Origin of the sequence: Simplicispira sp. 125, assembly GCF_003096555.1 — a bacterium.
Classification (GTDB): Bacteria; Pseudomonadota; Gammaproteobacteria; order Burkholderiales; family Burkholderiaceae_C; genus Simplicispira.
This window is the reverse complement of record NZ_QEKM01000001.1, coordinates 1034028-1058267: the sequence shown is the minus strand read 5'-3', so window position 1 is coordinate 1058267 and position 24240 is coordinate 1034028. Positions and strand designations below refer to the sequence as shown.

The following is a 24240-nucleotide window of genomic DNA, read 5'->3' as shown; positions in this document are numbered from 1 at the left end:
GCACAACGCCCCGCATGCGGGGCGTTGGCGTTTCTGGGCTTCAACCCATCGGCAATCAGGCCGGAACGCCGCCGCCGAGCAGTTCCAGCATCAGAGATACGCGGGCCTTTACCGGACTGAGCCCATGGCCCAGTGGCAAAGAAGCCCCGGCACGCGGCAGCACCTGACCCTCGGTACAGCGCGTTGTCACACGCACGGCTACGCCCGCGGCCTGCGCATGTTCCAGCGCGGCCTGCAAGTTATGGTGCAGGCTGCCATTTCCAGTGGCGGCGACTACCAAGCCCTGCACGCCGTCGCCCACCAGAGCGTCCACCGTGGCACCACGGGCGCCAGCGTAATTCATGACGATCTCTACACGCGGCCAAGGCGCACCGTTAGCTATCTTTTCAAGAGCTGATTGCGCCCATCCCATAAGCGCTACAGGCCTATTTTGTGCCCATCGCACATGCCCTTCCTCGATCCAGCCCAGAGGGCCTGTTTCGTCGGAACCAAACGCATCCACCCGGTAGGGATGGACTTTTCGCACCTGTCGCGCACCATGTACCACCCCAGCGCACACGGCCAGTACGCCGCAGGCTCCCGGCGCCGTGGCCACGGCCATGGCATCCAGCAGGTTTTGCGGCCCGTCTGGAGCCATAGCGGTGGCGGGGCGCATAGCACAGGTCAGCACCACCGGCTTAGCGGCATCCAGCACCGAGTGCAGAAACCAAGCCGTCTCTTCCAGGGTATCCGTGCCGTGGGTGATCACGATGGCGCGCACCGTTTCGTCGGCCAGATAGCGGCGGCACCGGATCGCGAGGTCAGCCCAGACCGAAAACTCCATGTCCTTGCTATCGATCTGCGCGACCTGCTCCACCTGCAGCGGCCCCTGGGCCGCCTGCACCAGTCCGGGCACAGCCTCCAGCAGTTCCTGCACATCCACCTGTCCCGCCACATACCCAATGTTGTCACCCGCTACAGACGCTTTGCCTGCGATGGTTCCGCCTGTGCCCAAAACAACGATTTTTCCTGCGCTCACTTGCATCCCCTGAAAAACTGGTTAAAAATACAGCTACTGGATTAAAAAACAGTTTCAATCCTTTTTCTCGTCCTTTGTGGAACCTGCCATGCTCAACGTCCCCAAACTCACGGCCCGCCAGCAGCAGATTCTGGATCTGATCCAAACTGCCATTTCGCGCACCGGCGCCCCCCCCACACGCGCCGAAATCGCCACCGAACTGGGTTTCAAATCGGCCAACGCCGCTGAAGAACACCTCCAGGCCTTGGCGCGCAAGGGTGTGATCGAACTGGTCAGCGGCACTTCGCGCGGCATTCGCTTGTGCGGCGAGACGGTGCGCTCCATCAATGCCGCTCGCGGCACACAATACAGCCTGCCTATTCCCGGCCTGTCACAACTCATGCTGCCCCTGGTAGGTCGGGTAGCCGCTGGCTCGCCCATTCTCGCGCAGGAACATGTGGAACAGACCTATTGTGTTGAAGACAGCCTGTTCCAGCACAAGCCTGACTACCTGCTCAAAGTACGCGGCATGTCGATGCGCGACATTGGCATCATGGATGGGGACTTGCTGGCCGTGAAAATTGCACATGAGGCGCGCAACGGCCAGATCGTCGTGGCCCGCTTGGGCGACGATGTCACGGTCAAGCGCCTGCGGCGTACGGCCCACGCCATCGAATTGCTGCCAGAGAATCCCGATTACCCAGTCATCGTCGTCGAACCCGGCGAGCCTTTTGCCATCGAAGGGCTCGCTGTCGGCCTGATCCGCAACACCATGCTCATGTAGCAGCGTACGCACCGCCGCAGGTGGCGGGCGTTTGGCAGGCCTCCATTCATGCCTGCCAGCCCTGCTGGCGGTGCATTTTTCGCAATCCTGCCTGTGTTCAACCTCTGACCTCTGGAGTTTTCACATGGGAATTGCCCTGCTGGCTGCGGCCACCCTCACCCATCCTTTGACGGCCTTGCACCGCTGGTGGAGTACCCGGCGCAACACGCCAGGCCTGCAAAACCCCACGCTCAGTAATGCGCAGCAACCGCTGCACCCACTGCTGCCTTCGCACACTTCCGCAAGCCCCGTCAGACTGCAACATCAGGGCCTGAATGAGTCTTTGCGCCACAGCACCATCGCAGTGCGCAAGGCCCACAAACCCTCAGCACGCCCTCTGCGCCCCCTGCCTCGCACCAGCGACGCCCATGCGCCCTTGCGCGTGCTGCGCAGCCACACCAGCGCCTGCGGGCGCATGGCAATTTCCGGGCGTATGGCCGATGTATGCGCTGAACTTGACCGACTGGCCGCCAGCGAGAACCAGCACTAACGCCCGCCCATTCCTGCTCCGCGTGCTTTGACCCCGGAGCAGCCTTACGTGTTGTTGCCGGCGAACCGCCATGGAGCCAAGGCACAATGGCGGGATGAATATCGTGATCCTCGATGATTACCAGGATGCCGTGCGCAAGCTCCACTGCGCCACACGCTTGGACGCTTATTCCGCCAAGGTCTATACCAATACCGTCAAAGGCTTGGGGCAGCTGTCGGTGCGCTTGAAAGATGCCGACGTGATCGTGCTGGTGCGTGAGCGCACGCATATTTCACGACAGTTGATCGAGAAACTCCCCCGTCTGAAACTGATCGCTCAGACTGGCAAGGTCGGCAGCCATATCGATGTGGGCGCCTGCACCGAACGCGGCATTGCCGTGGCCGAGGGTGTGGGTTCCCCGGTGGCGCCTGCTGAACTGACCTGGGCACTCACCATGGCGGCCATGCGGCGGCTTCCCCAGTACATAGCCAACCTCAAACATGGAGCCTGGCAGCAATCGGGCCTGAAGGCGGCAGGAATGCCACCCAATTTCGGTGTTGGCAACGTATTGCGCGGCAAAACTTTGGGCATCTGGGGATATGGCCGCATCGGCCAGCTCGTCGCCAGTTACGGCAAGGCTTTTGGTATGAATGTGCGCATCTGGGGAAGCGATGGATCGCGCGTCCAGGCACTGACGGATGGGTACCAGGTCGCTTCCACCTGTCACGAATTTTTTGCGCAATGCGACGTGATTTCATTGCACTTGCGCCTGACCGATGAAACCCGGGGAGTCGTTACACTGGAAACCCTCTCGTGTATGAAGCCCACGTCCCTGCTGGTCAATACGTCGCGCGCCGAACTCATCGAACCCGATGCCCTGATCGCCGCACTCAACCGTGGGCGCCCCGGTATGGCTGCGGTCGATGTTTTCGAGAGCGAGCCTATTTTGCAAGGCCATGCCTTGCTGCGCCTGGAGAACTGCATCTGCACACCGCATATTGGGTATGTCGAGCAGGAGAGCTATGAGCTGTATTTCGGTGCAGCTTTCGATAACGTGGTGAATTTCATTAAAGGTACACCCACAAATATCGTGAACCCTGGCGCACTACAGGTCAGGCGCTGAAATAAAAAAGGCTTCCCAAAGGAAGCCTTTTTTGCGTGCACTGGCCTAAACCAGCGCAAACCTGACCACGGATCAGTTCAATGCAGTCTTCTTGCCGTCAACATACTTGTACAGCGTGATGGCAGGGTTCTTCATTTCGCCATTGGATTCAAAGGCAATATTGGCGGTCACGCCCTTAAAATTGGACTTCGCAAGTTCAGGCGTGTAAACCTTGGGATCCACAGAGTCGGCGCGTTTCATAGCGTCAACCAGCAGCGTGGTGGCATCGTAGGTGTAGGGGCTGTAAACCTGGAACTGACCTGGGTACTTGGCATCGTAGCGCTTCTTCCACTCTACACCGCCAGGCATCTTGGCCAACGATGCGCCGCCTTCAGCGCAAATCACGTTGGTCAGGGTTTTAGCGCCTGCAGCCAACTTGGCGATTTCTGAAGTGCACACACCGTCACCACCGAAATACTTCGTGTTGGCCATGCCCAACTGCTCCATCTGGCGCAGCATAGGGCCAGCCTGGGGGTCCATGCCGCCGAAGAAGATGCCATCGGGATTCTTGGCCTTGATGGCCGTCAGAATCGCCATGAAGTCGGTGGCCTTGTCGGTGGTGAATTGCTCATCGACAACCTTCATGCCCAATTCAGCAGCCACTTTCTTGAACACATTGGCCACGCCTTGGCCGTAAGCGGTACGGTCATCGACGATGGCAACCGTCTTCAGCTTGAGCACGTCATGGGCATAAGCTGCCAGTCCAGCGCCCAGGGCGTTGTCATTGGAGATGATGCGGAACGTGGTCTTGTAGCCAGGCTTCGTCAGGGTGGGGTTGGTTGCAGCGCCCGTGACCATGGGAATACCGCAATCGTTATAGACCTTGGATGCAGGAATGGTAGTACCCGAGTTCAGGTGGCCCACCACGCCAACGACCTTGGAGTCGCACAGCTTCTGCGCAGCAGCGGTGCCCTGCTTGGGGTCAGCTGCGTCGTCTTCGGCCTGCAGTTCAAACTTGATCTTCTTGCCACCGATCGTGACGCCCTTGGCATTGATGTCTTCAATAGCCATGCGCGCGCCGTTTTCGTTGTCCTTGCCGTAGTGGGCTTGGGCGCCGGAAACCGGTGCCACGTGACCGATCTTGACCACCTGTTCTTGTGCAGAGGCCAATCCGGTGACAGCCGCGATAGCAGCAACTACGGTCAGTTTCAACTTCAATTGCATAGGAATCTCCAGTAAAGATAAACGCTGAGATTATTCTTGTTTCTCAACGCAGGGGAACATACCGCAATTTACGCCACAAGGCATTAGGGAACACGATGAAATGCAGAAGAATTAATCATCGAAAACCCTGTCAACGCAGCGCAGTGGTTGGTGATCCGCTGGCCAGTTCGTCGGCTACCGCCTCGTAAACAGAGTGGCGCACGACCGACTCGATTTCTTCACGAAGACGCGGCAGTACGGAGCGCGTCTGCTCCTGCACCACCAAGGCAATCGCGTCGCGCAGACGCTGCTCCAGCATCACATCGACACGTTGCATGACGCGGTGCACCATCATCTCTTCAAACCCATCCGCCAACACACGAGCCGGCCGGGCTGTCGCAGACCCGCCCCCTGCTTCTTGCACGACAGGAGACGTTTTTTGGAGCTCCCTTGCAGGTACGGAACCAGCAATATCCTGTGGAGGCGGCACTGGTGAGGCAGCATAGTGCGGTGCGGGCGGCGGTACTACTGCAGGGGTAGCACGAACGGCTGCAGCCGGTGGAGGCAGTGGCACAGCGGGCAAAACGCCTGATTTCTGAAGCGCCACCGCGGCGGCAGGAATGCCGGGCGGAACGGATGGACGAACAGAACTTGCCAATGCACCGACTGTCTGCGCAGGGCGCACAGCCGCAGATTCCGGCTTTGTGTCGATCGGTCCGGGTTGCACGACCTCGGTCAAGGTGGGCACGAACCGAGGCGGCGTTCTGGGTGGAAGGGTCGACATCAATCAGCTTTCTGCACCAGATCATGGCGGACCAGGCCATAGCCCTGCTGGGTATAGTGGCGCCAGCGCATGCGCGCATGCGCGCGGTCTGGTTCATCATGGGCGCTGACCACCTCAACCAGCTTGCTATACCGTTCAAACGCCAGAGGAAGCGTATCCCCCAGGTTCAGCAGCACATCACGGTGGGGAGACTGGCTAGGGTCCGATGTCAGCACAATGGGCGATGCATCCAACAGTTGTGGATCGCTATCGCCGCGGCAGTGGGCCACAAAGTCGTGTGCCGACATGTTCCACAACAGAGCATCGACATCTTCCAGCACATGCTCGGGGCCCGTGATGACCAGGCGCCTGTCGTTTTTAAGGAGCTTGCGGGCATAGCGACACGCATGCACCAGCTTGTCTGGCGCATTGAAATGGAATTCAATGTCTGTCATGGCCTCTCAGGCACCCCGCGCGGGCCCCTTGCGTGGGCGTGCTTTGGGTTTTGCACTGACAGGCGCTGTCGCCGTGCCCAGCAGGTAATGCACTAGCAAGCCCACAGGTCGGCCCGTGGCGCCCTTGGCGGCCCCACCCTTCCAAGCCGTTCCGGCAATGTCCAGATGCGCCCAGGGAACACCCTCCACAAAGCGCTGCAGGAACTTGGCCGCCGAGATGGCGCCCCCAGGCCGACCAGCCACATTGGCGACGTCGGCGAAGTTGGTCTTCAAACCTTCGGCATAGTCATCGTCCAGCGGCATGCGCCAGCACAGGTCGTCGCTGGCCTCCCCCGCCGCCAGCAAGGCATTGGCCAGGGCATCATCCGAGGCAAACATACCGGTGCGCACGCCGCCCAGTGCGATCACACAGGCACCCGTCAAGGTTGCAATATCGACCACCGCCGCAGGTTTGAAACGCGCAGCGTAGGTCAACGCATCGCACAGCACCAGACGCCCCTCGGCGTCAGTGTTCAGGATTTCAATGGTCTGGCCGCTCATGCTGGTGACCACATCGCCCGGCTTGATGGCACGGCCATCGGGCATGTTCTCGCAGGCAGGGATCAGGCCCACGACGTTGATGGAGGGCTGCAGCTCGGCCAGCGCACGGAAAACACCCAGCACGCTGGCCGCACCGCACATGTCGAACTTCATTTCATCCATTTCGGGCGCTGGCTTGATGGAGATGCCGCCCGTATCAAAGGTAATGCCCTTGCCCACCAGCACCACGGGTGCCTGCGTTTTGGCAGCCCCGCTGTAGCGCAACTCGATCAGGCGCAAGGGCTCGTGCGACCCTTGGGCCACCGCCATGAAAGCGCCCATGCCCAGCCGTGCCACTTCTGGAGGCCCCATGACCTTGCACTGGATGCCTGGATGCTTGGCCAAGGCCTTGGCGGCTCCGGCCAGCAAGGCGGGCGTGGCATGGTTGGCGGGGCGGTTGCCCCATTCACGCGCAAATTCCACCCCTGTCACCACCGCCGCGCTGTGCTCGAAGGCATCGTTCACGGCATTTGCGTTGGCCACTGCGATCACCACGCGGACCAGGCTGCGAGCCTCTGCCTTGGGCTTGGTCGTGGTATAGACATAGCTGACCTGTGCCGCACCTTGCACAGCGGCTGCAACGGCGGCAGGCGATGCCAACGCCGCAAAACAGACAACGGCACGCTTGACAGCCGCTTGCCGAAACACGGAAGCGATGGCCGCCATGGCTTGTCGCACCGCGCGCGCATCGCCCTGGCCGATACCCGCCAGCACCACACGGCGGGCCGCAACCCCTTGTGGCTGGTACATCTGCAAGTGTTTTCCAGGCTTGGCGTCGAGGTCTTTGGCTTTGAAGGCCTGCGTGACCAAGTCAGAGAGCGCATCCGCTCCCGGAACGAATGCTTCTGGCACCAGCAGCACCAACAGATCACACTTTTCAGCAACTGCGCCAGCGAGGTTCAGGGTCTTCAGATCAAAGTTCATAATCAGCCTTTTCTGTCGTGCCAATGTTATTCGATTCATCCATCCGCAAGGAACTGGCCCGCAGCTTCGGCGCGACCGTGGTCGTACTGATTACCGTGGTCATGACCATGATGTTGATCCGCACCCTGGGTCAGGCCGCACGCGGCAGCGTCAGCCCTTCCGACGTGATGCTGGTGATGGGCTTTACCGTGCTTGGCCAGTTGCCCACCATCCTGAGCCTGAGCCTTTTCGTCTCCATCGTAGCCACTCTCTCACGGATGTACCGCGACAGCGAGATGGTCATCTGGTTTGCCAGTGGCCGTGGTTTGATAAGCCTACTCCCCCCGCTGCTGCGTTTTGCCTGGCCTGTGATGCTGGTGGTATCGCTGCTGTCTCTGGCGGTATGGCCCTGGGCCAACCAGCAGATCCAGGAAATGCGCACGCAGTACGAGCAGCGCGGCGACATCGACCGTATCGCTCCCGGTGAGTTCCAGGAGTCCGCCAACGGCACCCGCGTTTTCTTCATTGACAAGGAAAGCCAGGACCCGGAATCTGCCAGCAATGTTTTCATTGCCACGGCAGAAAAAAACCGCGAAACGGTGACATCGGCACGCAGCGCCAGACTGGAAGTGCGCAACGGCGAACGCATGGTTGTGTTGTCGCAGGGCCAGCGGATGGAGTCCTCCACCGACAAGCCCGGTCTCAAGATCAGCGAATTCGCCGAATACAGCACCCGCATTGGCGAAGCCTCCCCCAGCGGCCCCAGTGAAGGGTCCATCAAGACACGCAACACCCTGCAACTGCTGGAGCAACCGCTCCCCATCTACAAGGCAGAACTGGGATGGCGCCTGGGACTGGCATTTGCCGCTCTCAATCTGGTGCTGATGGCACTGGCTCTGTCCAGCGTGAACCCACGTGCGAGCCGCAGCGGAAACCTCATGTTTGCTCTGTTTGCTTTCATCGTGTATTACAACTTCATGACTCTGGGCCAAAGCTGGGTCGGCGCCGAAAAAATCGGGCTGACAAGCTACGTGGCATTGCTGCATGGCGGAACCATGGCTCTGGCATTGCTGCTGCTGGGGGCGCGCCACCACCAGTGGACACCGCGCAGGCTATGGCAACGCGAGGGCACAGCATGAAAACCATACGCAAGCTGGTGCATCGGGAAATCATCACCGCCGTGGCCTTTGTCACGCTGGGGTTTCTGGCGCTCTTCTTTTTTTTCGACCTGGTAGACGAACTGCGCTGGGTAGGACGCGGCCCTAACGGGGGTTACGAAGTCTCGCACGCAGTGCTCTTCGTGGCGTTGAGCATTCCAAGCCACCTCTACGAGCTGCTGCCCATCACCGTACTGATCGGAACCATCTTTGTCATGGCGCGACTCGCGCAAAGTTCTGAATTCACCATCATGCGCACCAGCGGCCTGGGCCCGGGGCGTGCGCTGCGCACCTTGCTGGCACTGGGCGGGATATTTGTGCTGATCACGTTTGGGGTGGGCGACTATCTGGCGCCACTGAGCGACAGAGCTGCACAACTGGTGAAAGCCAGTCAATGGGGCCGGTTGACCACGGGCGCCACGGGGGCCTGGCTCAAGGAACGCCAGGATGGAAATTCGTTTGCCGTCAACGTGCGCTCCATCAACCCCGACGGCAGCATGCACGATGTGCGTATTTTCGAGTTCGATGCCCAGGGACGTCTTGCGTCCAAAACCCATGCGGTTTCTGCGCAGTTCCAGGACGATGATGCCTGGACACTGAACCAGGTTCAGCGCAGCGCCTTCCAACTGCTCTCTGGAGACGAAGCGCGTGTGCAATACCAGAATGAACCCAGCATGCGCTGGCCTACGCAAATCAGTGCCGATATGGTGGCTGCTGCAGTGCTCAAACCGGACCGCATGGCCACGCTAGACCTGTTCCAGTACATCCGCCACCTGCAGGCCAACGGGCAGTCGGCCCAGCGCTACGAGATCGAATTCTGGCGCAAGGTGTTCTATCCCCTGAGCTGCCTGGTGATGGTGGTGCTGGCCCTGCCCTTTGCCTACCTGCATTTCCGTGCAGGTTCAACGGCAGGTTATGTCTTTGGTGGCGTGATGGCCGGGATCAGTTTCTTCTTGCTCAACAACCTGTTCGGTTTTGCCGGCAATCTGCAAAACTGGTCGCCCTGGCTCACCGCAGCGGCTCCAGGCATTATCTATTCCTTGCTCTCGCTGGCTGCATTTGGCTGGCTGGTTCTCAGGCGCTGACTTCTCCCACCATGACCACACTCCCTCTCATCGGCATCGTGCTGTTTGCCCACGGCTCGCGCGACCCCCTTTGGCGTGCGCCCATCGAGGCCGTGCAAACCTATATCCAGGCCCACAATCCGCAGATGCCAGTGCGGTGTGCCTATCTGGAGCTTTCCACCCCCGATCTAGGGCAGGCCGTGCAGGAACTGATCGACATAGGTACCCATTCCATCACCATCGTTCCCATGTTCCTGGGCACCGGCAAGCATGCCCGCGAAGACCTGCCTGTGCTGCTGGAGGATTTGCGCGTGCGCCACCCACAAGTGCGTTTCAACACCCAGACTGCCATTGGCGAAGACCCGCGCATGACAGCGCTGATGGCTTCCATTGCCTGCGGCGAAGAGACCATCGTTAGATAAATGCAGCATAATGATGCGACTTTTTAGCCGTATTCAGATATGAATCTGCACCAATTTCGCTTTGTCCAGGAAGCCGCTCGCCGCAACCTCAACCTGACCGAGGCTGCCAAGGCGCTGCACACCTCACAGCCGGGGGTCTCCAAGGCCATCATCGAGCTGGAGGGCGAACTGGGCATCGAAATCTTTGCACGCCATGGCAAGCGGCTCAAACGCATTACCGAACCGGGCCAGCATGTGCTCAAAAGCATCGAACTCATCATGCGCGAGGTCGGCAACCTCAAACGCATCGGAGAACAGTTCAGCGCCCAGGACAGCGGCACCCTGAGCATTGCCACCACCCACACCCAGGCGCGCTATGTACTGCCCGTGCCCGTGGCCCGGTTGCGCGAAACCTATCCCAAGGTCAATATCAGCCTGCACCAAACCACGCCAGACCAGGTGGCGCGCATGGTGATCGACGAAGTAGCGGAGATCGGCATGGCAACCGAATCGCTGGCCGAGTATCCCGAACTCGTCACCCTGCCCTGCTACGAATGGCAGCATGTGCTGGTGATGCCGCCCGGCCACCCCCTGGCCCAGAAAGAGCGCCTGGGCCTGGACGACATCGCGCACGAACCGCTCATCACCTACCACCCGTCCTTCACGGGGCGCGGCAAAATCGACCATGCCTTTGCCGCCCGCCGCCTGCAGCCCCGGATCGCACTGGAGGCCATCGACTCCGACGTGATCAAGACCTACGTGCGCCTGGGCCTGGGCCTGGGCATCGTCGCCGAAATGGCCATGAAGGACGACCCACTGGGTGACTTGGTGGTGCGCCCTGTGGGGCACCTTTTTGGTCAGAGTGTGGCGCGCGTGGCCTTCAAGCGTGGCGCCTACCTGCGCAATTTTGTTTACAAGTTTGCCGAGCTGCTCAGCGACCGGCTGAGCCGCGATCTGGTGGCCCGCGCCATGAGCGGCCAGGTGAACGATTACGAGTTATGACACTCCCCCTGTGCCGCTTCGCGTCGTCCCCCGCCAGGGGGACGACGCCCGTGGCCGGGCAAGGCCCGTTCCACGGCGTCCGCTGGCGCGGCCTGCTCGGCGGCCATCGGATGGGCGCAGCGACGCCCATTGACAGGAAACCATCCCCATGAACGAACGCACGCCTGCCATCACCAGCCGCCTGCCCCAGGTGGGCACCACCATCTTCAGCGTCATGTCGGCCCTGGCGGCCGAGCATGGCGCGGTCAATCTGGGCCAGGGTTTTCCAGATTTCGATTGCGACCCGGCGCTCATCGACGCGGTTCACCAGGCCATGCGCGCCGGGCACAACCAGTACCCTCCCATGCCCGGTATCCTCGCATTGCGGAAGACCGTTGCTACAAAAATTGAAGCCACTACCGCACGCCAGTATTGCCCTGATGCCGAAATAACCATCACAGCGGGTGCTACACAAGCCATCCTGACCGCCATTTTGGCCATCGTGCATCCAGGCGACGAAGTGATCGTGCTCGACCCCTGCTACGACAGCTATGCGCCCAACATCACGCTGGCGGGTGGCACCGTGGTGCGCGTGCCGCTAACGCCAGGGAGCTTTCGCCCCGATTTTGCCCGCATCAGTGCAGCCATCACGCCGCGCACGCGCGCGCTCATCATCAACAGCCCGCACAACCCCAGCGCCACCGTCTGGAGCGCGCAGGACATGCAGGCGCTGCAAGACCTGCTGGCACCGACCGACCTCTTTCTCATCAGCGACGAGGTGTACGAGCACATGGTGTTTGATGGCGCCGAGCACCAAAGCGCTGCGCGCTTTCCAGGCCTGGCAGCCCGTGCCTTCATCGTGTCGAGTTTTGGCAAGACCTTCCATGTCACTGGCTGGAAAGTCGGCACGGTGGCTGCCCCCGCAGCACTCACCGCCGAGTTTCGCAAGGTGCACCAGTTCAACGTCTTCACGGTCAACACGCCCATGCAGCACGGGCTGGCCCGCTACCTGCAGGACCCTGCACCCTACCTGCAGTTGCCCGCCTTCTACCAGGCCAAGCGCGACCTTTTCCGCCAAGGGCTGGAAGGCTCACGCCTGCGCCTGCTGCCCAGCACGGGCAGCTATTTCCAGTGCGTAGACATTTCGGCCGTGAGCGACCTGGGCGAAGCGGATTTTTGCCAATGGCTCACGCGCGAGATCGGCGTGGCCGCCATCCCTCTGTCGGCCTTCTACGGTGACGGCTTCGACCAGCGCGTGGTGCGCTTCTGCTTTGCCAAAAAGGATGAAACGTTGCGCGAAGCCATCGCCCGCCTACGCAAGCTGTGACGACAGAGCCCGTTCCATCGGAACGAGCTGCAGCCCCGCCTCCATGAAGGGCGCGCCGCACACGGCAAAACCGGCACGTTGGTAAAAGGCCTGGACGCTGGCTTGGGCATCCAGCGCAACGCGGCTGTCGCCACGCTCCTGGGCGGCCTGCACAAGAGCGTCGAGCAGCATGCTGCCCCACCCCGCGCCGCGCAAAGACCGGTCCACCGCCAGCCGCTCAATGCGTGCCACGCCGACCACCGACGGCAACAATCGCCCCGCAGCCACCGGCATGTCCAAGGCGTTGTGCAGCACGGCGTGGACTGCCGTCGCATCCTGTCCGTCGGACTCCTCTTCAAGTGCAACACCCATTTCTTGCACGAAAACTTCTTGCCGAACCCGTGCGGCATCCTTGCCTAGAGCGCTCCATGTGCCCACCTGCGCGGTCACCACCGGGTGACCTGCCTCGTAGTCGGTCAGCAGTTTGCGCAGCGCTGCAGGCACTGGGCGCGATGTCTGGGTGGCCGGGTCTGCAAACACGTACACCAGTTCGCCCTCGATCAAGCGCTGGTCACCCCGGAAGATGCCCGTCTGGAACAACACCGATGAATTGCCCATGCGGGCGCAGCGCAGGGCGACATCCAGTGTGTCATCCAGAATGGCTGATGCGTGGTATTCGACGGTGGCCTTCTTCACGTACATCTCGCCGCCCAGCACCTCCATGCTGGCCTCGTACGGCAAGGCCAGGGCACGCCAATAGTCCATCATGGCCGTGTCGATGTACATCAGGTAATGGGCGTTGAAGACAATCTTCTGCATATCAACCTCGGCCCAGCGTACACGCAGGCGATGGAAACAGCGAAATTCATAGCGTTGCATGGTGCTCAATCTCTCTCGAAAGCCCGGCGCAGCGCAGCTGCCGCGTCGGCATGGGCCTGGCGCGCTTCGGGGATGGCGCGGCCCATCTTGATGAATTCGTGCGTCACGCCGCGGTAGATCTCCAGATCCACCGCCACGCCCGCCGCACGCAGTTTGTCGGCGTACTCAACGCCTTCGTCCACCAACGGATCACATTCGGCCAGGCCCACCCAGGCAGGTGCCACGCCATCAACATCCGGGGCGAACAACGGCGCAAAACGCCAGTCCTCGCGTTGCTCCCGCGTGCTCACGTAGTTGCCAAAGAACCAGCTGATCGCCGGCTCCTCCAGCACCAGGCCGCGCGCATACGTAGCGTGCGACGGAGTGTCCTGGTGCGCGGCACAGCCCGGATAAAACAGCAACTGCAGTGCCAGCGGTAAACCGGCGTCGCGCGCCAAAATGGCATTCACAGCAGCCAGCGTGCCGCCTGCACTGTCTCCCCCCACCGCCAGCCGGGCAGGGTCTGCCCCCAGGGTGTCGGCGTGTGCGGCAAGCCAGGCCAGGGCGTCCCAGGCATCGTTGCTGGCCACCGGGAACCGGTGTTCTGGTGCCAGCCGGTAGTCCAAAGACACCACCATGCAGCCCGACAGGCGGGCCAGTTCGCGGCACAGAACATCGTGCGTCGCAATGCTGCCAATCGTGAATCCACCACCATGCAGGTACAGCAGCACAGGCAGGCCTGCTACATCCGATGGCGCATACAGGCGCGCAGCCAATGCATGGCCATCGCGGGCAGGAATGCGAAAGTCCTCTACCCGCGCAAGCTGGGCACTGGCCAGTTCCAGCACGCCCGACCCTGCCTCGTAGGCAGCCCGCGCGGCGCTCGGTGACAAAGTATGCAGCGCTGGGCGCCCAGCACGCAGCATGCCCTGCAGCACGCTGCGCATTGGCACCGTCAGGCGTTTGTGGTGGATATGCAGATCGCTCACAGTGCGCCCCCGGCGCAAGCCGTCACTTGAAGTTCACGCGCACAGGTGCCGCGCCCGCAAGACCGCTAAAGGTTGCGGTGACCGACAAGCCCGCCTTGGGAGGCAGCAGCGGCGAGAAAGAGCCCAAACTGATGAGGTCGCCCGGCTGCATGGCAAGTCCCTCCTGTGCCAGCGCACCCGCCAGCCAGACCACAGCGTTGAGCGGATGCTCCAGGATGTCGCTGCCCTTGCCCCCGCCCAGCCGTGCACCACTAGCGTCCTGCAGGCTGACCTGCATATCGCGCAGCGCATCCAGCATGGCATAGCGCTCCGCACGCAGCACCGGCACAGCCACAGGGGCTCCAGCCACGCCCAAGCGGGCGCCCACGTTGATGGCGCTGACGCCGGCACCGTTGAGTTTGGGTGGCGCCTGCACCACCAGGTCGGGCAGCTCAATGAACGGAATCACCTGATCGATCGCCTGCAATACCTCCATGGGGGTCTTGGCACGGTTGATGTCGGCGCTCTTAACGCGCACCAGCATGTCCGCCTCATACAACGGGCGGGCGCCAAAGGCGGCCTCCACCGTGGCTCCGTTTTCCAGCACCATGCCTTCGTAGAGCTTGCCCCACACCGGCTTGTCGGTGTTGAAACGCTTTTGCACAGCCGGGTTGGTCAGACCCGCCTTGTAGCCCACCACCTTGCCCAGGCGGGGTTCCAGCAAGGCGTTGATCTTGGCACGGGTGCAGGCGCCGTCGGCGTCCGAGAGGCCTTCAATATTGGCCGCGGGCTGGCGCGAGAGGTAATGCGCCACCAAATCGGCAGCCTGCGCATCACTCAGGCAAGCCGCCTGGGCGCTTGTCACAAAAGCGACGGCCAGGGCAAGGGGAACGAGGCGGGGCAACTTGGTCATGTCTGTCTCCGGGTTTAAAGTGTTTGCAGCAATCGTAAACGCAAGTAGCAATCTTCCGCCCCATACACTCCCATTCCACCATGGCACTCATCTACTACCTCACCCAGATCCAGTTCGACAATGGTGCCATCGGGCTCCTCAAGCAGGAATGCGAGCGCACCGGCATTACGCGCCCGCTCGTCGTCACCGACCCCGGTGTGAAGGCGGCAGGCGTGTTGCAAAAAGCACTGGACGCCCTGGCGGGCGTGCCGCTGGCCGTGTTTGACCAGACCCCCGCCAACCCGACCGAAGCCGCCGTGCGCGCCGCCACAGCGGTCTACAAAACACACGGCTGTGACGGCCTGATCGCTGTGGGCGGCGGCTCCGCCATCGACTGCGCCAAAGGCATCGCCATCGCCGCCACGCACGAAGGCCCGCTCACGCACTACGCCACCATCGAAGGCGGGTCACCGCGCATCACGGACCGCGCAGCCCCCCTGATCGCCGTACCCACCACCAGCGGCACCGGTAGCGAAGTGGCGCGCGGCGCCATCATCATCGTGGACGACCACCGCAAGCTGGGCTTTCACTCGTGGAACCTGCTGCCCAAAGCCGCCATCTGCGACCCCGAACTCACCCTGGGCCTACCGCCCCTGCTCACGGCAGCCACCGGCATGGACGCCATCGCACACTGCATGGAGACCTTCATGTCGGCCGCCTTCAACCCCCCGGCCGACGGTATTGCCCTGGACGGCCTCACACGCGGCTGGGCGCACATCGAGCGGGCGACGCGCAACGGCGCCGACCTCGAGGCACGCCTGAACATGATGAGCGCCAGCATGCAGGGCGCCATGGCCTTCCAGAAGGGGTTGGGCGCTGTGCATTCGCTCAGCCACAGCCTGGGCGGCGTGAACCCGCGCCTGCACCACGGCACGCTCAACGCCATGTTCCTGCCTGCTGTGGTGCGCTTCAACGCCGAGGCGCAGTCGGTTCAAAAAGACAAGCGCCTCGAACGCATGGCCCATGCCATGGGCCTGGCCAGCGCAAGCAATATTCCCGAGGCCCTCCGTGACATGAACGCCCGCCTGGGCCTGCCCACCGGCCTGGCCGCCATGGGCGTAACCGAGAGCCAGTTCGACGATGTGATCAAGGGCGCACTGGCCGACCACTGCCACAAGACCAATCCGCGCATTGCCACGGCAGATGAGTACCGCGCCATGCTGACCGCGTCCATGTAATCACAAGGGCTGCACGGCCCGCATGTCAGGCCGTTCCAGCCACTGGGCAAACTCCTCGGCCAACTGGCCGCTGGCCGATGTCGCGGCCTGCCAGGCGCGCACGCGGGCGGCAGTGTCGGTGCCGTAGTGCACAAAGTCCTGGCGGTCGGGCAGTTTGCCGTTGGGCAGCGTGCGCACCCATTCGGGGTTGGGCGCCAGCAACACCACGGAATCGAGCGCCGCAGTCGCCTTGTGGCGCCACCTCAGCGACTTGTCGAACCAGCCGGGCACCACCTGCGGCTGGAAATGCGGGTACAGCACCAAGCCTGCAGATTTTGATTGTTTTTGGCCTCCGGCGCTTACTGGGAAAGCGCCAACAGCTATATTATTAATAGCATTTAAGGCGCTACCGTACTGCAGATGCAGGTGGTAGTCGGTGATGCCACCATCCCAGTAGGCCCCGGGCGGCGCCCCCGGAATGTGCTGCACGGCCTGCAGCACAAAGGGGATGGAGCAGCTGGCTTGCAAGGCGGGCAAAAAGTTGGTTTGCGTCAGCAGCACCTGGCGCGTGCGGTAGTCGTGCGTGCCAAAAGGCAGCAGCGCACAGCCGCTGCCCGGCTGCTCACGGTCAGGCGAGGAAAACACCACGCGCTCCAGCCAGGCCCCCAGGGTCTTGCGGTGTACAGCGTTGCTCAGGAAAGCGCCCAGATACCCCAGTGGGGTGAGCACGGGGTGCTCACGGCCCAGCACATGGCGGCCCCGTGATGCCACGATGTGCAGCCGATAGCGCGGGTGCGCGAGCAGGTCTACCACCTGCTCGCCATAAAAGGCCTGCAGGGTCTGGCCGAAGCGCTCGCTCACATGCTGCGGCGTGGGTCGATTGCGCCCGGGCGGCGGCTCGTAATGTTGGTGAATGTAGTCGTGCTCCAGCCGCGCAAAAGCGGCTGGGCTGTCCGGCAGGCAGGCCGTGGCCATGCGCCAGGCGCCGATGGATGCACCCACCAGGTGCACCACCTGCGGGGATGGAGGCAACCAGTCGCCAAAGATGAACCGGTCAAGCGGCCCCAGGATCAGGCCTTTGGGTCCCCCAGCTGCGGCGGGAATGGTGTGCACATCCTGCGGACGCAGGCCTTGTGCGCGCAGGTGCCGCAGTGCGCTGGGGCCTGCGTAGATACACAAAGCTTTCATGCTGCGGGAAGCAGGCTGGCGCACAGCCATGGCCCGTGATCAGACCAGATAGTCCGCCGCCTCGGCACCGGCTTCCGGGCGCGGACTCCAGTCGATGGGGTCCTGGCGCAGGACCATATCAATGTCCAGCCCCAGGGCCAACCCGACTTCATCGGGAAAAGACACCACACGCTCCCTTTCGTCCAGGCCCAATTCATGCACACGCACACGCCAGACCGCCAGGTGGATCACCCCCGCCAGAGGCTCGTAGGTATTATTTTCAAACGGTGCATGTTGGTAGTTAAGGGCATCCACCACCACCTCGGGCAGTTGCCAGCGTCGCGCCAGGGCCGCGGTGACGCGGCTGTAGCAGTAACCAAAGATGCGCGTCTCGATCTTGCCCCGGCGCAGGTCGAGCGGCGGCACCAGGGTATTGAGCGACTGCACGCGCTCGGGATCAGACAGGTGGATCAGCAGCTCGCCCAGACCATGCAACAGGCCTGCCGTGTAGGCGGCAATCTGGTTCTGGTGCACGCTGCCTGCCAACGAGCGGGCGATCTTGGCCGTGTGCAGGCTGTAGCGCCAGAACTGCTGCAGGTTGATGCCCGGCACCGACCGCGATGTCATGCCCAGCGGAGCCGAACTCACCAGCGTGCGCAGGTGCTGCGTACCCAGCAGCGCCAGCGCCTCCGGAATGCCCGCCACCTGGCGCGAGCCCTGGAACGCATCGGAGTTGGCCATTTCCAGCAAGCGGGCTGACAGCGCCGGGTCGGTGCCAAACAGCTGGTTCACGCGCCGCAGGTTGGGCTCCTCATGGGCCAACTCATTCATGAGCAATGCCACGGTGCGCGGCAAGCTGGGCAGGACAGCGGGCAAAGCCAGCAGAGCATTCAAATCCATGGGGTCAGCGCTGTAGTGGAACTGAGATGGATGGTGGGATTGAAATGGATTATGTACCCTGCGCCGCTTACTGTTTTTTCGCCTGTTGCAGCTTCGCAAAGGCCGATGCCATGGCCGACTGCTGCACCGATTCGGGCGCCCGGCGCTGCGGCTGCTGGTAGCCGCGCCCTGCCCCTTCATACCGGTTCTCGCGTGGAGCGCCCCGGTCACCACTTTGGCGCGGCGGTGCCTCGCCCAGCTTCATCGACAGGCCGATGCGTTTGCGCTCGACATCCACCTCCATCACCTTAACCTTGACGATGTCGCCGGTCTTGACCACTTCGCGTGCGTCGGTCACAAACTTGTGCGCCAGCTGGCTCACATGCACCAGGCCGTCCTGGTGCACACCCAGGTCGATGAAGGCGCCGAACTGGGCCACGTTGCTCACCGTGCCTTCCAGAATCATGCCTTCCTTCAAATCCTTGATGTCTTCCACACCGTCATTGAAGCGCGCCACCTTGAAGTCGGGGCGCGGGTCTCGGCCGGGTTTTTCCAACTCGGCCAGGATATCCCGGGCGGTAATGACGCCAAACTTCTCATTGGCAAACAGCTCGGGCTTCAAGGTTTTGAGCATGTCCGCGCGGCCCATGATCTCGGCCACAGGCTTGCCCGTCGTCTGCATGATCTGCTCCACCACGGAATAGGTCTCCGGGTGCACGCCGGTCATATCCAGCGGATTGTCGCCACCCCGAATGCGCAGGAAGCCCGCACTTTGCTCAAACGTTTTTGCGCCCAGGCCGCTCACCTCCAGGAGCTGCTTGCGGGTCTTGAACGCACCATTGGTCTCGCGCCAGCGCACCACGGCCTTGGCCACACTGGCGGACAGGCCCGACACGCGGCTGAGCAGCGGCACGCTGGCCGTGTTCAGGTCCACACCTACTGAGTTCACGCAATCCTCCACCACCGTGCCCAACGTGCGGGCCAGCTCGCTCTGGTTCACATCATGCTGGTACTGGCCCACGCCAATGCTCTTGGGGTCGATCTTGACCAGCTCGGCCAGCGGGTCCTGCAGGCGCCGGGCAATGCTGGCCGCGCCGCGCAGGCTCACGTCCACATCAGGCATCTCTTGCGATGCGTATTCGCTGGCGCTGTAGACGGAGGCACCGGCCTCGCTGACTACTACTTTTTCGATAGCTGCTCGCGCTTTACCTGTCTGCGTTACAGGCACTTTTTCCATTAATTTAATCAACTCGGCCGCCAGCTTGTCGGTCTCGCGGCTGGCCGTGCCGTTGCCAATCGCAATCAGGTTCACGCCGTGCTTTTCGGCCAGCTTGGCCAGGGTGTGCAGCGAGCCTTCCCAGTCGCGGCGCGGCTCGTGGGGGTAGACGGTCGCGGTTTCCACGAGCTTGCCCGTGGCGTCCACCACGGCCACCTTCACGCCAGTGCGAATGCCCGGGTCCAGCCCCATCACCACACGCGGTCCCGCGGGAGCTGCCAGCAGCAGGTCGCGCAGGTTGTCGGCAAACACCTTGATCGCCACCTTCTCAGCCTCGTCGCGCAGGCGTGCAAACAGGTCGCGCTCGGTCGAAAGGCTCAGCTTGACGCGCCAGGTCCAGGCCACGCACTTGCGCAGCAGGTCGTCGGCAGGGCGCCCCGCATGGCTCCAACCCAGGTGCAGGGCAATTTTTCCTTCGGCCAGGCTCGGTTTGCGCGGGTCGGGCGTGGATGTGGGATGCGCCTGCGGCTCGGGCTGCACCAGCTTGGCTTCCAGCATCTCCAGCGCCCGGCCCCGAAAGACCGCCAGCGCACGGTGCGAAGGCACCCGGCCAATCGGCTCGTCGTAGTCGAAGTAGTCCCGAAACTTGGAGACCTCAGGGTCGTTCTCGTTCTTGCCTTCCACTTTCTTCGCTGCCAGCAGGCCTTCAGCCCAGAGCCATTCGCGCAGGCTTTGCACCAGCGCCGGGTCTTCGGCCCAGCGCTCTGAAAGGATGTCGCGCACGCCATCGAGCACGGCGGGCACCGTCGAAAAGTCCGCGCCCGGCTTGCCATCGTCCAGCACTTCAGGGGGCTTGGTAAACGCGGCCGCCTCCACGGCCGGGTCGAGCGAGGGATCAGCAAAAAGCCTGTCGGCCAGCGGCTCAATGCCAAATTCCTTGGCGATCTGGCCCTTGGTACGGCGCTTTTGCTTGAACGGCAGGTAAATGTCTTCCAATTCCTGCTTGGTCGGCGCAGCAGCAATGGCGGCGCGGAGCGGGTCGGTCAGCTTGCCCTGCTCGTCAATGCTCTTGAGTACGGCAACGCGGCGATCCTGCAACTCGCGCAGGTAGGACAGGCGGGCTTCCAGCTCACGCAGCTGGATATCGTCCAACCCGTTGGTGACTTCCTTGCGGTAACGGGCAATAAAGGGCACCGTCGCTCCGCCGTCCAGCAGTTCGACGGCGGCGACCACCTGCTGTTCCTTGATTTTGATTTCTGCGGCCAGTTGCCGGATGATCTGCTGCATGGGCTGCTGAGGTTTCAAAACACGAAGCGCGCGAGTGTGCCATAGCTGCAAAACCGGCGGTAACTCTGTCTCCAAATCATTCGTGTCGAGGCGCGAAGCCGCAGACAGTGCTGTAGCACGGCAAGGCGATCAACTGAAGAACATCTCCCTCGCGTCAGACTGCCAATAGCCACGCGCCTCCAGGCGTACCCGCGTACCGCCGCCTTCAGGGGTTTCCAGCGCAAGGTGCAGCCCTGCCTGTTTTGCCCTATGGCGCATGGCTTTCATGCCCTGGCCATGTCCACTATCGACGGCATCCAGGCCTGCGGGCAATCCAACGCCGTTGTCGCACACTTCAAAGCACCATATCCCCCGATTCGGCTCGTGCATCATCGTCACCTGGACCTGCGTGGCCTGTGCATGGTGCACGACGTTACCGAGTGCCTCCTGCATGATGAAAATAATCTCGGACGCTTTGGGGCCCTCGGGCAACGACACATCATCGGGCGACTGGACATTCCACTCGAGCCTGACGCCCCGGCACTCCAGCAAAGGTTCGATACGGTGGCGCAGCCCGGCCAGGCGTACGATGAGCGGCTCGTTGGACATGGCCATCGCGTCTACGGCCATGCGCAGGCCCAGCATGCACAGTTCCAGCTCCTGCAAAATACGAAGCTCTTTCGGATTGCGTGCATCGAGCATGGCCATCGCGGCCACCAGTTGCAAGCCAATACCGTCATGCAGGTCCCGTGCAATGCGGTGGCGTTCGGCCATCACCTCTGGGCTGGCCCGCTTGCTGCTGCGGCGGTTCCGGGACAAAGCGCCCTCAAATCTTTGCCAGATCACCGGACCTCGAAACAACACCGTCGCAAGCAATGCCGCTTGCAGCGCCAACATGTAGTGGGCACGCTCGCGCAATAGCAGGTAGATGGCGAGAACAATCAAGAACAGTTGTACGCACCAGATCGCCGTGCAATACATCGCTTGGCGGCGATTGCGACTTAGGAACATGGCGGTCAACCTTTCACCAGACACACTGCCAGCGCGCGCCCAACACGCTACAACAAGCCCCACAGCGATGCGAAACGAACGGCCTGCGCGCGCGTTCGTACCTGCAGCTTGCGGTAAATGTTGCGGATGTGTGTGTTGACAGTCATCGGACTGATCAAGAGTCGGGAAGCAATCTCGGCACTGGTGAAGCCATTGGCCACCATGCGCAGGATTTCCTTCTCGCGCACAGACAAATGCTCCGCCACATCAGGCTCGCGTTTCATGGCATCTGCAGCGTGGGCGTGATCAAAGCGGTGGAGCAACCGCCGCGCCAAATTCGGGGAGATCGACGCACCGCCATTGGCCACCTGCAAAACTGCCTGCAAGTAGTTGCCGAACCAGCAGTTCTTGCCCAAATAGCCTGCCGCACCAAGCTCCAATGCGCGCAACACCTGTTCATCGCTTTCCATCACCGAAATCACTACAGCCTGGGCCTGTGGGCGCACGAACCGCAACGATTCCAGCAAGTCGAAACCCTGACCATCTCCGAGGTTCAGGTCAACCAGCAGCACGTCGAATTCATGCTGTTTGATCGCCTTGCGCCCTTCACGCACACTGGATGCCTGGGCCACCAACAAGGTGCGCGAGTCGCCCATGAGTTCTTGCGCAATCACCCGTCGGATGTGTTCGTCGTCGTCAACGAGCAGCACCCGCACCGGCTTGGCTTCTTGGCCCATCATGAAGTCAGGCCATACCGATGGAGTGTTGTTGAACGTGGAGAAAGGACCCATGGGCGCCACCTCGGGTGGACACAAGACGGGCGCATTGGCGTTGGCTTGCAAACTAAGGTTCACGACAACAACTCCTTAAAGCGGCCGATCAGCATACCCACATGTCGGCGGCATCCACCATTACAGCCACAAATGTTGCTGCGACAAAAGCCACGCCTCTTGCCATGCATCTCACCGCATGACTGACCATTGCTCAACCCGATTTTGGTTCAAACCGGCGCAAAGAGGTTGTCGAATTGAGAAACTACAGCCTACAAAACCACGGCAGGGTTGACTTCTCACCATTTTTAGGCCGCATGACCAGGCGATGGGCTGCAAATGCGGGAAGAAACGTCCCTATTCAAGCCGGTTTTGCTTTGACGTTGCAAGTCGAAAACCTCTCAGAACACATTGCAACAAATAATGGGACGAAATAGTGAAGAACACAGATGCCGTTGCGTTTGTTGCAAGTTGTTACTACCGAACATTCGTACCTGCCAAAACGCTTTTTGACCCTTGCATTGGCTCAGCAACAGAGGCACTCCATCAGCTACACCACGCGCAGATCTATCACATGCGCTAACCCGTTTGGTGGATTGGCGCAATTTGGCACACCACACACACTGAAACCAGACAGCGCTGAAACGCGCGGCACCCCCAACAGGGATCAGCCCACGATTCGACACTGTCAGGCGGCTGCAACGCAGATCCCCTGTCAATGCAGCCTGTGTAGCCGTGCAATCTCGAAGGAACTGTCATGAAAAAGCTTGCTCTGTTCACCCTCACCGCTCTCGCATCTGCGGCAGCCTTGGCTGACCCCGCTTCCCTCGCGGCGGCCAAGATCGAAATCAGCGGAACGTCGATCCAGCACACCGGCGTCGACAGAGGTGCGACTGTGTCCAACACAGCCAACGCCTACGCCACTGCCGTCCAGAACCTGTCGAGCAACAAGGGCGACATCACCATCGCGGGCCGTTCGGAACAAACCACCGAAGTGAACTACGGCGGTAGGGTCATGAACATGGCCACGAACCCTGGGGACGTCGCGGTTCAAAGCCTCGCCTCCAACGTGGGCAAGGTCGAGGTCAAGAAAGGCGGGTCGTCCAAACAGGAGGCCAACATCAGCGGCTCTGTGACGAACACAGCCGCCGGCGCCGGATCGGTTGGCGGGTGCAATGGTGTGGACTGCAAAGACGCTGCCCTGGCCGTGCAAAGCCTGTCCAGCAACGTAGGCAACGTAACGATCGCTGGTGAGAGCACCCAAAGCACCACTGTCGTCGGCGGTGCCGTGGACAACAAGGCCATAGGTGCGGGAGCCGTCGCGATTCAGTCGCTGGCCACCAACATCGGCACCGTGGCGATTGATGGCAAGAGTCATCAGGCGGTCGGCCTGCTGGGGACCACCGTCACCAACTTCGCCAATGGCGCTGACACGACCGCAGTGCAAAACCTGGCCAGCAACTACGATGGTGTGAAGATCAAGAGTGGGGGCCAATCTGACCAGACCGTCACCGGCCTCGGAGGCACCATCAGCAACGAAGCCACGGGCAGGTACGCTCAGGCCTTCCAGAACCTGTCGTCCAATTTTGGCGACGTGACGATCTCCGGGACTTCCAGCCAGTTCACACACGTCAGCGGCATCGTGATGAACAAGGCCAACGGCGTCAAGAGCCTCGCGGTGCAAAACCTGTCGTCCAACGACGCCTGCGATCCGCCTAACTTCAAACTGCCTGACTGCCCTACCGGCTACTGCGGCTGGGGCAGAAACAGCCTCTGATGCGCTGCCACAGGCCTTGGTCGGCTGAAATCGGCCA

Annotated in this window: 23 protein-coding genes; 10 read left to right on the top strand and 13 right to left on the bottom strand. The window is 61.7% G+C overall.

Annotated features, from left to right (window positions below):
- Positions 1-55 precede the first annotated feature (55 nt).
- Positions 56-1024 (bottom strand): asparaginase, encoded by a 969-nt coding sequence (locus C8D04_RS04830; RefSeq protein WP_116003837.1) that lies wholly within the window; start codon positions 1022-1024, stop codon positions 56-58.
- An 82-nt stretch (positions 1025-1106) separates the two neighbouring features.
- Here C8D04_RS04830 and lexA point away from each other — a divergent pair, with 82 nt between their 5' ends.
- From lexA to C8D04_RS04815, 3 genes are all read left to right on the top strand, one after another.
- The gene (lexA, locus tag C8D04_RS04825) at positions 1107-1781 is read left to right on the top strand and encodes a transcriptional repressor LexA (protein WP_116003836.1); all 675 of its coding nucleotides are present in this window, start codon (positions 1107-1109) and stop codon (positions 1779-1781) included.
- A 124-nt stretch (positions 1782-1905) separates the two neighbouring features.
- Positions 1906-2310 (top strand): hypothetical protein, encoded by a 405-nt coding sequence (locus C8D04_RS04820; protein ID WP_116003835.1) that lies wholly within the window; start codon positions 1906-1908, stop codon positions 2308-2310.
- Positions 2311-2404: 94 nt separating this feature from the next.
- On the top strand, positions 2405-3412 hold the full coding sequence (locus tag C8D04_RS04815) for a D-2-hydroxyacid dehydrogenase family protein (protein WP_116003834.1): 1008 nt from the start codon (positions 2405-2407) through the stop codon (positions 3410-3412).
- 72 nt (positions 3413-3484) lie between these two features.
- Here the strand turns inward: C8D04_RS04815 and C8D04_RS04810 are convergent, their stop codons facing one another.
- The 4 genes from C8D04_RS04810 to C8D04_RS04795 all read right to left on the bottom strand — a co-directional run bounded on the left by C8D04_RS04810 (position 3485) and on the right by C8D04_RS04795 (position 7315).
- A complete protein-coding gene (locus tag C8D04_RS04810) occupies positions 3485-4615 on the bottom strand; it encodes a branched-chain amino acid ABC transporter substrate-binding protein (RefSeq protein WP_116003833.1) in 1131 nt (376 codons plus the stop codon).
- A gap of 130 nt (positions 4616-4745) precedes the next feature.
- Positions 4746-4931, bottom strand: a complete 186-nt coding sequence (locus tag C8D04_RS04805; RefSeq protein ID WP_233521110.1) for a hypothetical protein — start codon at positions 4929-4931, stop codon at positions 4746-4748.
- A 446-nt stretch (positions 4932-5377) separates the two neighbouring features.
- Complete coding sequence (locus tag C8D04_RS04800) at positions 5378-5812, bottom strand: DNA polymerase III subunit chi (RefSeq protein ID WP_116003832.1); 435 nt, start codon at positions 5810-5812, stop codon at positions 5378-5380.
- A 6-nt stretch (positions 5813-5818) separates the two neighbouring features.
- Positions 5819-7315 carry a leucyl aminopeptidase gene (locus C8D04_RS04795; RefSeq protein WP_116003831.1) on the bottom strand — a complete coding sequence of 499 codons (1497 nt, stop codon included), beginning with the start codon at positions 7313-7315 and terminating at the stop codon, positions 5819-5821.
- Between the two features lie 23 nt (positions 7316-7338).
- Between C8D04_RS04795 and lptF the strand changes: the two genes are divergently transcribed.
- The 5 genes from lptF to C8D04_RS04770 all read left to right on the top strand — a co-directional run bounded on the left by lptF (position 7339) and on the right by C8D04_RS04770 (position 12224).
- On the top strand, positions 7339-8433 hold the full coding sequence (gene lptF / locus C8D04_RS04790; protein ID WP_116003830.1) for an LPS export ABC transporter permease LptF: 1095 nt from the start codon (positions 7339-7341) through the stop codon (positions 8431-8433).
- Entirely contained in the window at positions 8430-9536 is a 1107-nt protein-coding gene (gene lptG / locus C8D04_RS04785; RefSeq protein ID WP_116003829.1) for an LPS export ABC transporter permease LptG, read from the top strand. Before lptF ends, lptG begins: the two co-directional genes overlap by 4 nt.
- An 11-nt stretch (positions 9537-9547) precedes the next feature.
- Positions 9548-9937: a CbiX/SirB N-terminal domain-containing protein gene (locus C8D04_RS04780; RefSeq protein WP_116003828.1), complete on the top strand. Its 390-nt coding sequence runs from the start codon at positions 9548-9550 to the stop codon at positions 9935-9937.
- A gap of 39 nt (positions 9938-9976) precedes the next feature.
- A complete protein-coding gene (locus C8D04_RS04775) occupies positions 9977-10918 on the top strand; it encodes a CysB family HTH-type transcriptional regulator (protein WP_116003827.1) in 942 nt (313 codons plus the stop codon).
- A gap of 148 nt (positions 10919-11066) precedes the next feature.
- A complete protein-coding gene (locus C8D04_RS04770; protein WP_116003826.1) occupies positions 11067-12224 on the top strand; it encodes a pyridoxal phosphate-dependent aminotransferase in 1158 nt (385 codons plus the stop codon).
- Here C8D04_RS04770 and C8D04_RS04765 read toward each other — a convergent pair.
- The 3 genes from C8D04_RS04765 to C8D04_RS04755 form a co-directional block, all read right to left on the bottom strand.
- Entirely contained in the window at positions 12210-13082 is an 873-nt protein-coding gene (locus C8D04_RS04765; RefSeq protein WP_116006018.1) for a YbgC/FadM family acyl-CoA thioesterase, read from the bottom strand. The genes C8D04_RS04770 and C8D04_RS04765 overlap by 15 nt on opposite strands.
- A gap of 5 nt (positions 13083-13087) precedes the next feature.
- Positions 13088-14008, bottom strand: coding sequence for an alpha/beta hydrolase (locus C8D04_RS04760; protein WP_116006017.1), 921 nt, complete (start codon positions 14006-14008; stop codon positions 13088-13090).
- Positions 14009-14072: 64 nt separating this feature from the next.
- On the bottom strand, positions 14073-14942 hold the full coding sequence (locus C8D04_RS04755; RefSeq protein ID WP_116003825.1) for a fumarylacetoacetate hydrolase: 870 nt from the start codon (positions 14940-14942) through the stop codon (positions 14073-14075).
- 80 nt (positions 14943-15022) lie between these two features.
- Between C8D04_RS04755 and C8D04_RS04750 the strand changes: the two genes are divergently transcribed.
- Positions 15023-16159: an iron-containing alcohol dehydrogenase gene (locus C8D04_RS04750; protein WP_116003824.1), complete on the top strand. Its 1137-nt coding sequence runs from the start codon at positions 15023-15025 to the stop codon at positions 16157-16159.
- Here C8D04_RS04750 and C8D04_RS04745 read toward each other — a convergent pair whose 3' ends face one another.
- The 5 genes from C8D04_RS04745 to C8D04_RS04725 all read right to left on the bottom strand — a co-directional run bounded on the left by C8D04_RS04745 (position 16160) and on the right by C8D04_RS04725 (position 22447).
- A complete protein-coding gene (locus C8D04_RS04745; RefSeq protein WP_116006016.1) occupies positions 16160-17326 on the bottom strand; it encodes a phospholipase in 1167 nt (388 codons plus the stop codon).
- Between the two features lie 39 nt (positions 17327-17365).
- Positions 17366-18205 carry an HDOD domain-containing protein gene (locus tag C8D04_RS04740; protein ID WP_116003823.1) on the bottom strand — a complete coding sequence of 280 codons (840 nt, stop codon included), beginning with the start codon at positions 18203-18205 and terminating at the stop codon, positions 17366-17368.
- Between the two features lie 67 nt (positions 18206-18272).
- Positions 18273-20687 carry a Tex family protein gene (locus tag C8D04_RS04735; RefSeq protein ID WP_116003822.1) on the bottom strand — a complete coding sequence of 805 codons (2415 nt, stop codon included), beginning with the start codon at positions 20685-20687 and terminating at the stop codon, positions 18273-18275.
- A gap of 129 nt (positions 20688-20816) precedes the next feature.
- Positions 20817-21677, bottom strand: a complete 861-nt coding sequence (locus C8D04_RS04730; protein ID WP_116003821.1) for an ATP-binding protein — start codon at positions 21675-21677, stop codon at positions 20817-20819.
- A gap of 47 nt (positions 21678-21724) precedes the next feature.
- Positions 21725-22447 carry a response regulator transcription factor gene (locus tag C8D04_RS04725; RefSeq protein ID WP_116006015.1) on the bottom strand — a complete coding sequence of 241 codons (723 nt, stop codon included), beginning with the start codon at positions 22445-22447 and terminating at the stop codon, positions 21725-21727.
- 736 nt (positions 22448-23183) lie between these two features.
- On the opposite strand from C8D04_RS04725, the gene C8D04_RS18790 reads away from it, so the two are divergent.
- Entirely contained in the window at positions 23184-24203 is a 1020-nt protein-coding gene (locus C8D04_RS18790; RefSeq protein WP_199562970.1) for a hypothetical protein, read from the top strand.
- The last annotated feature ends 37 nt before the right edge of the window (positions 24204-24240 follow it).

Coding starts and splice junctions, on each gene's coding strand:
- C8D04_RS04830 (WP_116003837.1), bottom strand. CDS start 1,024: ATGCAAGTGAGCGCAGGAAAAATCGTTGTTTTGGGCACAGGCGGAACC.
- lexA (WP_116003836.1), top strand. CDS start 1,107: ATGCTCAACGTCCCCAAACTCACGGCCCGCCAGCAGCAGATTCTGGAT.
- C8D04_RS04820 (WP_116003835.1), top strand. CDS start 1,906: ATGGGAATTGCCCTGCTGGCTGCGGCCACCCTCACCCATCCTTTGACG.
- C8D04_RS04815 (WP_116003834.1), top strand. CDS start 2,405: ATGAATATCGTGATCCTCGATGATTACCAGGATGCCGTGCGCAAGCTC.
- C8D04_RS04810 (WP_116003833.1), bottom strand. CDS start 4,615: ATGCAATTGAAGTTGAAACTGACCGTAGTTGCTGCTATCGCGGCTGTC.
- C8D04_RS04805 (WP_233521110.1), bottom strand. CDS start 4,931: ATGCAACGTGTCGATGTGATGCTGGAGCAGCGTCTGCGCGACGCGATT.
- C8D04_RS04800 (WP_116003832.1), bottom strand. CDS start 5,812: ATGACAGACATTGAATTCCATTTCAATGCGCCAGACAAGCTGGTGCAT.
- C8D04_RS04795 (WP_116003831.1), bottom strand. CDS start 7,315: ATGAACTTTGATCTGAAGACCCTGAACCTCGCTGGCGCAGTTGCTGAA.
- lptF (WP_116003830.1), top strand. CDS start 7,339: ATGTTATTCGATTCATCCATCCGCAAGGAACTGGCCCGCAGCTTCGGC.
- lptG (WP_116003829.1), top strand. CDS start 8,430: ATGAAAACCATACGCAAGCTGGTGCATCGGGAAATCATCACCGCCGTG.
- C8D04_RS04780 (WP_116003828.1), top strand. CDS start 9,548: ATGACCACACTCCCTCTCATCGGCATCGTGCTGTTTGCCCACGGCTCG.
- C8D04_RS04775 (WP_116003827.1), top strand. CDS start 9,977: ATGAATCTGCACCAATTTCGCTTTGTCCAGGAAGCCGCTCGCCGCAAC.
- C8D04_RS04770 (WP_116003826.1), top strand. CDS start 11,067: ATGAACGAACGCACGCCTGCCATCACCAGCCGCCTGCCCCAGGTGGGC.
- C8D04_RS04765 (WP_116006018.1), bottom strand. CDS start 13,082: ATGCAACGCTATGAATTTCGCTGTTTCCATCGCCTGCGTGTACGCTGG.
- C8D04_RS04760 (WP_116006017.1), bottom strand. CDS start 14,008: ATGCGCAGCGTGCTGCAGGGCATGCTGCGTGCTGGGCGCCCAGCGCTG.
- C8D04_RS04755 (WP_116003825.1), bottom strand. CDS start 14,942: ATGACCAAGTTGCCCCGCCTCGTTCCCCTTGCCCTGGCCGTCGCTTTT.
- C8D04_RS04750 (WP_116003824.1), top strand. CDS start 15,023: ATGGCACTCATCTACTACCTCACCCAGATCCAGTTCGACAATGGTGCC.
- C8D04_RS04745 (WP_116006016.1), bottom strand. CDS start 17,326: ATGAAAGCTTTGTGTATCTACGCAGGCCCCAGCGCACTGCGGCACCTG.
- C8D04_RS04740 (WP_116003823.1), bottom strand. CDS start 18,205: ATGGATTTGAATGCTCTGCTGGCTTTGCCCGCTGTCCTGCCCAGCTTG.
- C8D04_RS04735 (WP_116003822.1), bottom strand. CDS start 20,687: ATGCAGCAGATCATCCGGCAACTGGCCGCAGAAATCAAAATCAAGGAA.
- C8D04_RS04730 (WP_116003821.1), bottom strand. CDS start 21,677: ATGTTCCTAAGTCGCAATCGCCGCCAAGCGATGTATTGCACGGCGATC.
- C8D04_RS04725 (WP_116006015.1), bottom strand. CDS start 22,447: ATGGGTCCTTTCTCCACGTTCAACAACACTCCATCGGTATGGCCTGAC.
- C8D04_RS18790 (WP_199562970.1), top strand. CDS start 23,184: ATGAAAAAGCTTGCTCTGTTCACCCTCACCGCTCTCGCATCTGCGGCA.